Raw genomic sequence first — 8,953 nt, 5'->3', positions numbered from 1 at the left:
CGGGCGCTCCTCCCGGGAGCGCCCGCCGTCGCGTGTGTGTGCGTGCCGGTGCCTGTGCCGGTGCCTGGGGGGCCCGTGTGCGCGGGCCCGGACGTGCGGGGTCGGGTGCGGCGGGCCGGTGGCCCGGGGTCACCAGGCCGAGCGCCGACCGGCCTCCGACTCCTCGGGCAGCAGCACCCACAGGGCCAGGTAGAGCAGGAACTGGGGGCCCGGCAGCAGGCACGACGCCAGGAACAGCACCCGCATCGTGGTCGGTGTGGTGCCGAACCGGCGGGCGAGACCGGCACACACTCCGCCGATCATCCGTCCCTGCTGCGGGCGGGCAAGTGTGGCCATGACCGTGACTCCTTCGCTGTGTCCTCGCCGCCCACGCCGTCGGCGTCGGGCGTTCCGGGGGCTTCGCGCCTCCACATTCGACGGTAGGCGCCGGTCGGGTCCGGTGCGTCCCGCTATGGTGCCGTTCCGACCCTGGTGGCTCTCGGGGGCGAACCCTGAGACTCGCCGTCCCGCAGCCGCACGGGCCTTCCGGTCAGCGCCGCCGGTGACGCCCCGTCCCGGCCGTGCTCCCGGCGGCGCAGCACACGGCGCACCACGGGGAAGACCAGGACGGCGCCGAGCGCCACCCCCACGGTGTTCAGCAGCACCGCGTCCACGTCCACGACGCGCCCCGGCACCCCGGTGCGGACCAGGGTGAGGGCCACCGAGACCAGTGCGCCCGCGATGACGGTACGGACACAGGTGCCCGGCAGGGGGCGGTGCAGCCGGCCGCTCGCCAGCGGCAGCAGCACGCCGAACGGGGCGAGCAGGGCCACGCCCCCGCCGATCCCGCGGAGCGCCGCCTGCGGTCCGGCCGCCAGATCGGCGCGGATCGAGGCGAGCGGATGCAGATTGGACGGCGCCATCCACGGCACGGAGAGGGGGCGCAGCGTCAGCCAGCAGACGATCAGCAGATGCGCGGTCAGCAGGACGAGTCCCGCCAACCGGATTCGGGTGGCGGCCGTCTGCCGGCCGCCGGAGCCTGGGCGCTGCACGTCACCAAGGACGCCGCCTCGTTCTGCGCTGGTTCCGGCCGGATGTTCCCGGCCGGTAAGGGCTGTGTCACACGGCTGTCCCACGGATGCCGCCGCCGGCCCCGGGCGGCCCCTCCGGCGCGGCGGCCGGGCACCGCGCGGAGGAGGCCGCCGTGCGGCTCACACCCGGGTGCCCGCGGTGTCCGCCGCCTCCGGCCTGGTGCGCAGGGCGGTGTCGCACTCGAAGCGCTGGAGGGCGCTCTTCGCCTCCTCGCCGGACCCGCCGTCGCCGGACCCGCCGTCGCCGGACCCGTCGCCGTCTCCGTCACCGTCGTGCCCGCCGTCGCCGTCGCCGTCCTCGCGGTCGGCGGGACCGGCGGGGCCGCCGAGGACGACACCGTGGTTGGCGTCCGCCGCGGCCGTGTCGGCGAGTGTGCACACGAGCTGCGCCAGGGCGAACGGCGGCAGTTCACCAGGCGGGACGCTCAGCCGCAGCGCCTCGTCCGGGTCGCCGTCCGTCCCGCCGGAGACGGTCAGCTCCTGGGGGACGGCGGTCTCGAAGCCGGCGGTGTCCTCGGCCGAGTCCGGGCTGCGCTTGAGGTCCTCGACCAGTTTCCGGGCGACGGGCAGCCGCTCGGAGGAGGAGCGGCCGCCCGGCATCCGCACCTCGCGTTCGACGGGCGCCACCCGCGAGCGGCACACCAGATACACCCGCACGACCTCGGTGCGCGCCGAGCGGTCCGGCGAGCTGTGGGCCTCGGGCAGGGCGCAGCCCACCTTGGACGGGGCGGCGCCGGCGTCGACCGGGACGGAGGTCGCGCGGATACCGCAGCCGGTCGCGAGCGCGGTCACGGTGAGCAGCCCGACGAACGCGGCGAGCCGCCGCCCGGCCCGGCCCGGCTTCCGCCCCGGCCGTGCACCCCGCCGTGTGTCCCGCTGGTTCCGCTGGTTCCGCTGCTCGTCCCGCTGGTTCCCCCGCTGTGCCGTGCGGCTCATCGGCCGCCTCCGGAGCCCCGGTTCACGTCGTCGTCGCCGTTTCCCTCGTCGGTGCCGCCGTCCGGCCCGCCGCCGGAGTGGGCCTGTCCGGTGTCGTCGCCCGCTTCCCGCTCCTCGGCGACGCGGCGGGCGTCGCGCGGCAGGCGCAGGGTGAAGACGGCGCCGCCCTCGTCGGCGTTGTGCGCGGTGATGGAGCCGCCGTGGATGTGGGCGTTCTCCATGGCGATGGACAGCCCGAGGCCGCTGCCCTCCGAGCGCGGCCGGGAGGCGCTGGCCTTGTAGAAGCGGTCGAAGACGTGCGGCAGGACCTCCTCGGGGATGCCCGGGCCCCGGTCGGCGACCTCGATGACCAGCTCGTCGCCGTCCCGCGCTTCCCCGCCCGCGGCGCCCGCGCCCGGGGCTCTGGTGTCCGCCGTGCCGTCCGCCGCGCCCTCGGCGCGCTGACCCGCCCGTTCCCCGGCACGCTCGCCGTGCCGCTCGCCGGGCCGCTCGGCTGCCGGTTCGCCGCCGGAGCGCCGCTCCGTGCGCACCGAGACGCGCACCGGGGAGCCGCCGTGCTTGAGCGCGTTGCCGATCAGATTGGCGAGGACGACGTCGAGGCGGCGCGGGTCCAGCCGGGCCATGATGCCGCGGTCCGCGTCCAGTTCGACGGCGTCCAACCAGGCGCGGGCGTCGATGCAGGCGGTGACCTGGTCGGCGACGTCGACGTCGTCGAGGACGAGCCGGGCGGTGCCCGCGTCGAAACGGGTGACCTCCATCAGGTTCTCGACGAGGTCGTTGAGCCGCCGGGTCTCGCTGACCACGAGCTGCACGGCGGGCGCGATCATCGGATCCAGGTTCTCCTGCTCCTCCTCCAGCACCTCCGTGACGGCGGAGATGGCCGTCATCGGGGTGCGCAGCTCGTGCGACATGTCGGCGACGAAGCGGCGGGAGGACTCCTCGCGGGCGCTCAGGTCGTCGACGCGCTGCTCCAGGGAGGCCGCCGCGTCGTTGAACGTGCGGGACAGTTCGGCGAGTTCGTCGGTGCCGGAGACCCGCAGCCGGGTGTCGAGCTTGCCCTCGCCGAGGCGGCGCGCGGCCTCGCCGAGCCGCCGCACCGGGCGCAGCACCGTCGTCGCGGCGGCCTGCGCGAGCAGCATGGCGCCGATCAGCGCCAGCCCGGTGGCGATCCCCAGCGACCAGGCCAGCGAGTTGAGGTCGTCGCGCTCGGGCGCCAGCGATTTGAGCATGTAGCCGGTGGGCGCCGGGTCCTCGCCGATCAGCTTGGCGCCGCCGACGAGATAGGGGTCGCCGTCCTTGGTGATGCGCTGCCAGTACAGGTGGTACGGGTAGGCGTTGCCCTTGTCGACCGTGCGCTTCTTGTTGACGGCGTGGCGCAGCGGCTCGGGGACGTTCCTGAGGGTGAAGTCGTCCTCGTTGGAGGCGGCGGCGCACTCGGTGCCCTCGGCCGTCCGGTCGGTGAGCAGCACCTGGTAGTCCTGGCTGCTGCGGGCCATCTTCTGCGCGGCCTCGCGCAGTTGCTGGCACTCGACGGTGCGCGGCAGATTGCCCGCGTCGTCCTCCATGGTCTTGCGGAAGTCGTTGAGCGCCGCGTTCTGGGCGCGGGTGAGGACGGCGTCGCGGTTGAGCCAGTAGGCGATGCCGGAGGCCGAGACGGCCGCGGTGAGCGCCACCAGCGCGAAGACGACGACGAGCCGCAGCCGCAGTGTGGGCAGTACACCGGCGAGCCGGGTGCGCAGCCGCTCGCCGAAGGAGGGTGCCTCGCTCACCGGGGCGCCCCCGCGAGGGCGCCGGGAAGCCGTGCCTGTCGCGTGTCCGGTGCGTGTGCGGCTCTGCTCACTGTGGCGCGTCCAGCCGGTAGCCGACGCCGCGGACCGTGCGGATCAGGGTCGGCGAGGACGGCACGTCCTCGACCTTGGCGCGCAGCCGCTGCACACAGGCGTCGACGAGCCGGGAGTCGCCCAGGTAGTCGTGCTCCCACACCAGGCGGAGCAACTGCTGGCGGGAGAGGGCCTGTCCGGGCCGCCGGCTCAGCTCCAGCAGCAACCGCAGCTCGGTGGGCGTCAGTTGCAGATCCTCGCCGTTCTTGGTGACCGTCATCGCCGAGCGGTCGATCACCAGCGAGCCGAAGGTGGCCGCGTCGTTGGACTCGCGTTCGCCGCGCCGCATCACCGCGCGGATCCGGGCGTCCAGCACCCGGCCCTGCACGGGCTTGACGACGTAGTCGTCCGCGCCGGACTCCAGCCCGACGACGACGTCGATGTCGTCGCTGCGCGCGGTCAGCAGGATGATCGGCAGCTGGTCGGTGCGGCGGATGCGCCGGCACACCTCGAAACCGTCGATCCCGGGCAGCATCACGTCCAGCACGATCAGATCGGGGCGCTGTTCGCGCAGCAGCTTGAGGCCGTCCTCGCCCGAGGCGGCGGTCACCACGCGGTGCCCCTGGCGGGTCAGGCCCATCTCCAGGGCGGTACGGACGGCGTCATCGTCCTCGATCAGCAACAGGAAAGCCACGCGCGCCATTCTGGCCCATGGCCCCTGGTGCGTTCGACCGGCGGGTGCCTGTGGGCCCCTGACCCCCCGCACGGCGTCCAACCTGACCCGGCTCGCCCCTTGTGACACCGCTGTGACAGACGGGGAACCTGGCCATGAAACTGGAGCGGCAGTGTGTACGTCGTCAAGCAAGCGACCGGGTCTGCTCCGAGGGGGCGCGAGATGAACACACTGCACGGCACCGCGACAAGCGCAGTCCTTCACACGCGCCTGCACGTTCCCGCGGTTCCCGCGCAGCAGAACCGGCCGGAGAACTCCGGTGCCGTGAGCCCGCGGGGGTGCGCTCGCGGCACCGGGCGGGTACGTCCGTGGCCCGTTGTCGGGACCGCGGCCGAGGGCCTCCGGGGGGAGGGCCTCGGGAGCAGCCTCCGGGGGGAGGGCCTCGCTCCCGGGGGGAAGACGGGGGACGCCGGGCGCCAGGGGACCGAGGGGGGTCCCGCTGGGGAGCGGCGAGGGGAGAACGGGGGGCCCGGCACGTCCGGGGTACGTGGGGAGAACGGTGCCTACAGGGAGGCCCCGGGGGAGCGGCAGCCGGCCGCGGACGGTGGGGACGAGAGCGCCGAGGCGGCGTTCACGGCCTACGTCCGCGACCGCCGCGCCTCCCTGTACGCCACCGCCTACCACCTGACCGGTGACCGGTACGAGGCCGAGGACCTGTTGCAGAGCGCGCTGTTCTCCACCTACCGGGCCTGGGACCGGATCAGCGACAAGGCCGCGGTCGGCGGCTATCTGCGGCGCACCATGACGAACCTGCACATCAGCGCCTGGCGCCGCCGCAAGCTCAACGAGTACCCGACCGAGGAGCTGCCGGAGACGGTCGGCGAGCAGGACGCCATGCGCGGCACCGAGCTGCGTACCGTCCTGTGGCAGGCACTGGCCCGGCTGCCCGAGCTCCAGCGCACGATGCTGGTGCTGCGCTACTACGAGGGCCGGACCGACCCGGAGATCGCGGACATACTCGACATCAGCGTCGGCACGGTCAAGAGCAGCATCTGGCGCTCCCTGCGCCGGCTGCGCGACGACGAGGTGCTCAGCTTCGGACGGGACCAGGAGGAGTCCTTCGACGAGCTGGTCGCCTGACGGACGTCCCCGGCACCGCCGGGGACGGGGGAAACGGGGGAACGGGGGAAACACGGGGGAGATCGGGGGACATCGGGGGACGGGGCCCTGGGGAGGGGCTCCGGGGGGACAGGAGCGGTTCCGGCAGGCCGGGGGGTCCGGCCGGAACCGCTCCTTCATGTGTGTGCCCGGCCCTCCGGGCGCGGGTCCCCGTCGGGCGGTGCGGTGCCCGCTGGGCTCTCCATGGCGGCGGCCGCCAGCTCCAGGAACCTCCGCTTCGTGGCGGTCCGCAGCCGGGCCAGGTCCACCTCGCGGTGCGCGGCCAGCTGCTGGTCGGAGGGGACGAGGACGAGATCGCCGGGGTGGCCGCTGTAGCGCTGGGTGGCCAGGGGGCCCTCGGACGACGGCCGGGCGAACGCCAGCGTCGCACGGTCCGCGAGCTGCCCGTGGCCCATGTCGCGCACCTTCTCCAGCAGCTCACCGGCGTCGTCGAGGTGCGGCGTCGACTCCTCGCAGCACACCACCAGATGGTCGGTCCAGCCCAGCAGGGGAGAGGCCGACCGGTCCAGGTGCGGTGCGCCCCAGTCGCTGAGCACCACCGGATAGTGGCGGCCCGCCAGGGCCAGCACCCGGTGCAGCTCCTCCGTCCAGCCCGGGCCCCGGGTCGTCTGGGCCGAGGCGTGCGCCAGCACGTCGAGCCCGGCCGGTGTCGCGGTCACGAAGCGGCGCAGCTCCTCCAGCGGGGTCTCCAGCGCGAGCCCGGCCACCTCGCGCAGGGAGGCCGGATTGCGCCGGCTCAGCCGGTCGCGGAGGGCGCCGTGGGTGGGGGAGGCGTCCAGCGCGAGGACGGGCGTGCCGCGCACGGCGGCGAGGACGGTGCCGAGCACGAACGTCGTCGTCAGCCGGCCCGCGTGCGGATGCGCGCCGACGACCGTGACGCGGTGGCTGCGCTCCAGCGGGCGGCGGATGCGGGCCAGCTCGCCGAACCGGGAGCGCACCGTCCGCCGGCCCAGCGCCCGCTCGTCCGCCGTGCCCGCCTCCCGCACGGACGGCGGCAGCGGCGGCAGTTCGGGCGGCGGGGCCGGGCGGCTGCCCGGCAGGGGATCGTCCTGGCCGGTGGCCGCCGCCGCCAGGGAGACGTAGCGGGCCAGCGCTCCGGCGACCTCGTTCGCCGACGGCCGCTCGGCCGGGTCGGTGGAGCGGCACCGCTCGACCAGCTCCCGCAGCGGCTCCCAGGTGTCGCCCTGCCACAGCCCCAGCGGCTCGAACCGGGCGGGCGCGGCGGAGGTCTCCGCCCGGTGCCGGCCGCTGATCTCGCTCAGCACCTCGCCGAGCGCGACGATGCTGTCCGCCTCGGTGGGCGCCCGGCCGCCCGGGTACTCGCCGTCGACGGCGCAGTGCAGCAGACAGTTCAGCGAGATCGACCGGCCGTGCAGCAGGATCCAGTCCGTGGACAGATCGCGGGGGACCAGGCCCTTGAGGTGGCACAGCGCCAGCGCGCTCGCCACGTGCCAGGCCAGCACCAGGCTGGTGAGGATGTCGAGCTGCCCGTCGGCGAGGGCGTCCCGCAGCCGGGCCGGCGGCCAGTCCGGCCGCTGTGCGTGCGGGATGAGGCTCATCGCCAGCCACGGGTACTCGCCGGCCGTCGAGTGCTCCAGCAGCTGCGGCGCGTACCGGCCGGCCAGCCGGCCCAGGGCCTCCGCCTCGGTGCGCAGCTGCCACGTCAAGGAGCGCGGCGCGTCCGGGCGCAGCGCGCGGACCGCCACCACCGTGCCCGTCTCGGCCGCCGACCGGAAGGCGCCCATGGCCTGGGCCCGGTAGACCACGGTGTGCCGGCCGGCGCGGCGCCCCAGCAGCGTGTACGGGCCGAGCAGCCGCGGGTCCTGCGGCGTCAGCGGCTCCCAGCCGGCCGTCCCCGGCAGCCCGTCGCCCGCCGGGGCCGCGGCGGCCGTCGAGGAGGCGGCCGCGGCGACGTCGGCCTCCCGCTCCGGGGTGACGCCGAACCGGGCCATCAGCCGGCGCTCGACGGCGGTGAACGCGCGGAAGCTCTCCGGCAGCGTCTCCGCGCCCTCCGGGTGGGCCAGCCACGCGGGGAAGTCCGGTGAGCGGCCCGCCAGTTGCTCCAGGCGGCGGCCGATCCGGCGGCCCGTGCGCAGCAGTTCGGCGCTGGGCAGGGCGTCCAGCAGGGCGCTCTTGGTCTCCTCGGGGAAGTCGAAGATGCGGTGCCGCGCGGGCAGCGGGCCCGGCACCGGCGCCGGCAGCGGCTGCATCAGCCCGCCGAGGAACACCTCCGCGAGGTGCGCCGTCCGGGCCGGCCAGGGCACGGCGGACTGCACCAGGCGCATCACCGGCACCGACACCGGGGAGACGGCCGCCAGATGCGCGGCCAGCCGGTAGGCGGCCGGAGTCGCGGCGTCCCGGAAGTGCTGGAGCCCGTCGGCGGCCCGGGGCGGACCGTCCGGGGTGTCGTGCCGGGGCCGGGCCAGCAGCGGCAGTTCGACGGTGGTGCCGGTGGACGCCAGCAGCCGGGCCCAGGTGCCGAGGGCCCCGGCGGACGGTTCCAGCACCGGCACGGGCACCCCCGTGAAGGGCACCAGCCCGGCGGGCAGCACCGGGTCGCTCACCTCCCAGGAGGTGTTGGCGCCGCCCGGGGTGCGGGTCGTCGCGCGCCAGCCGTCCGCCTGGATGCCGGACGCCTCCCACAGCTCGGGCGGCAGGGTGTGGACGACGACGGCCGGACCCGCCTCCGCCCACTCCTGGAGCACGTCGTGCATCCGGCCGGTGCGCCACGCCGCGCCCATGCCGTCGCTGACCGTCACCACCAGCGTCTGCGCCGACGGATCGGTCAGCACCGAAGGGGACATGGCGGGGCCCCGCGACGGGCCGCTCTCGAACGGGCGGCCGTGCAGCAGCGGCCGGCCCGTGGTGCGGGTGTGCAGCCCGTGCACGCGGACCGAGCGGAACGCGCCCAACCGCTGGAGCACCGTGCGCAGTTCGGCCGCCAGCCGCTGCCACAGCAGCATCGTCATACCGTCGTCGAGGACGAGGGCCAGATGCAGCCAGCGTTCCCGGACCGGCCGGGTGGCGACATCCGGCAGGCCGGTCTCCGCGAGCGCCGCCGCCGTCGCCTGCTCGTCGAACTCGCGGTGCCGGGCGCTGGGCCGCTTCCGTTTCAGGGGCCGCAGCGCCCGGCCCACCCGCAGCTCCTCGCGCAGCGCCTTCTCCTGCGGGGCGCGCAGCGGTACGACGGGCTTGTCCGGCGGCGGCCCGGAACCGTCCGCCGGCGGCGCGGTGTGCCGCGGGCGCGGCGCGTCCGCGCGGGGCGGCGCGGCGGC

Annotated in this window: 7 protein-coding genes; 1 reads left to right on the top strand and 6 read right to left on the bottom strand. The window is 75.6% G+C overall.

Annotated features, from left to right (window positions below):
* Window positions 1-129: 129 nt before the first annotated feature.
* From SCA03_RS34035 to afsQ1, 5 genes are all read right to left on the bottom strand, one after another.
* Window positions 130-336: a PspC domain-containing protein gene (locus SCA03_RS34035; RefSeq protein ID WP_030888758.1), complete on the bottom strand. Its 207-nt coding sequence runs from the start codon at window positions 334-336 to the stop codon at window positions 130-132.
* A 113-nt stretch (window positions 337-449) separates the two neighbouring features.
* Window positions 450-980, bottom strand: coding sequence for a VanZ family protein (locus tag SCA03_RS34030; RefSeq protein WP_212767522.1), 531 nt, complete (start codon window positions 978-980; stop codon window positions 450-452).
* Between the two features lie 210 nt (window positions 981-1,190).
* Window positions 1,191-2,006 (bottom strand): hypothetical protein, encoded by an 816-nt coding sequence (locus SCA03_RS34025; RefSeq protein ID WP_230989097.1) that lies wholly within the window; start codon window positions 2,004-2,006, stop codon window positions 1,191-1,193.
* Window positions 2,003-3,775, bottom strand: coding sequence for an ATP-binding protein (locus SCA03_RS34020; protein WP_086818201.1), 1,773 nt, complete (start codon window positions 3,773-3,775; stop codon window positions 2,003-2,005). Before SCA03_RS34020 ends, SCA03_RS34025 begins: the two co-directional genes overlap by 4 nt.
* Before the next feature lie 67 nt (window positions 3,776-3,842).
* Window positions 3,843-4,520, bottom strand: a complete 678-nt coding sequence (gene afsQ1, locus SCA03_RS34015) for a two-component system response regulator AfsQ1 (RefSeq protein ID WP_078873923.1) — start codon at window positions 4,518-4,520, stop codon at window positions 3,843-3,845.
* 201 nt (window positions 4,521-4,721) lie between these two features.
* On the opposite strand from afsQ1, the gene SCA03_RS34010 reads away from it, so the two are divergent.
* The gene (locus tag SCA03_RS34010; RefSeq protein WP_170298087.1) at window positions 4,722-5,639 is read left to right on the top strand and encodes a SigE family RNA polymerase sigma factor; all 918 of its coding nucleotides are present in this window, start codon (window positions 4,722-4,724) and stop codon (window positions 5,637-5,639) included.
* 155 nt (window positions 5,640-5,794) lie between these two features.
* On the opposite strand, the gene SCA03_RS35420 is transcribed toward SCA03_RS34010, so the two are convergent.
* The coding region (locus SCA03_RS35420; RefSeq protein WP_170223872.1) for an SAV_2336 N-terminal domain-related protein at window positions 5,795-8,953 on the bottom strand (3,159 nt) is incomplete at its 5' end.

The organism is Streptomyces cacaoi, from assembly GCF_006539165.1.
Lineage (GTDB): Bacteria > Actinomycetota > Actinomycetes > Streptomycetales > Streptomycetaceae > Streptomyces > Streptomyces cacaoi.
This window is presented reverse-complemented; position numbering and strand designations above follow the sequence as displayed.

What these genes read in the sequence shown, in the direction of transcription:
- SCA03_RS34010 (WP_170298087.1), top strand. Translation starts at nt 4,722, where the DNA reads ATGAACACACTGCACGGCACCGCGACAAGCGCAGTCCTTCACACGCGC.
- SCA03_RS34025 (WP_230989097.1), bottom strand. Translation starts at nt 2,006, where the DNA reads ATGAGCCGCACGGCACAGCGGGGGAACCAGCGGGACGAGCAGCGGAAC.
- SCA03_RS34035 (WP_030888758.1), bottom strand. Translation starts at nt 336, where the DNA reads ATGGCCACACTTGCCCGCCCGCAGCAGGGACGGATGATCGGCGGAGTG.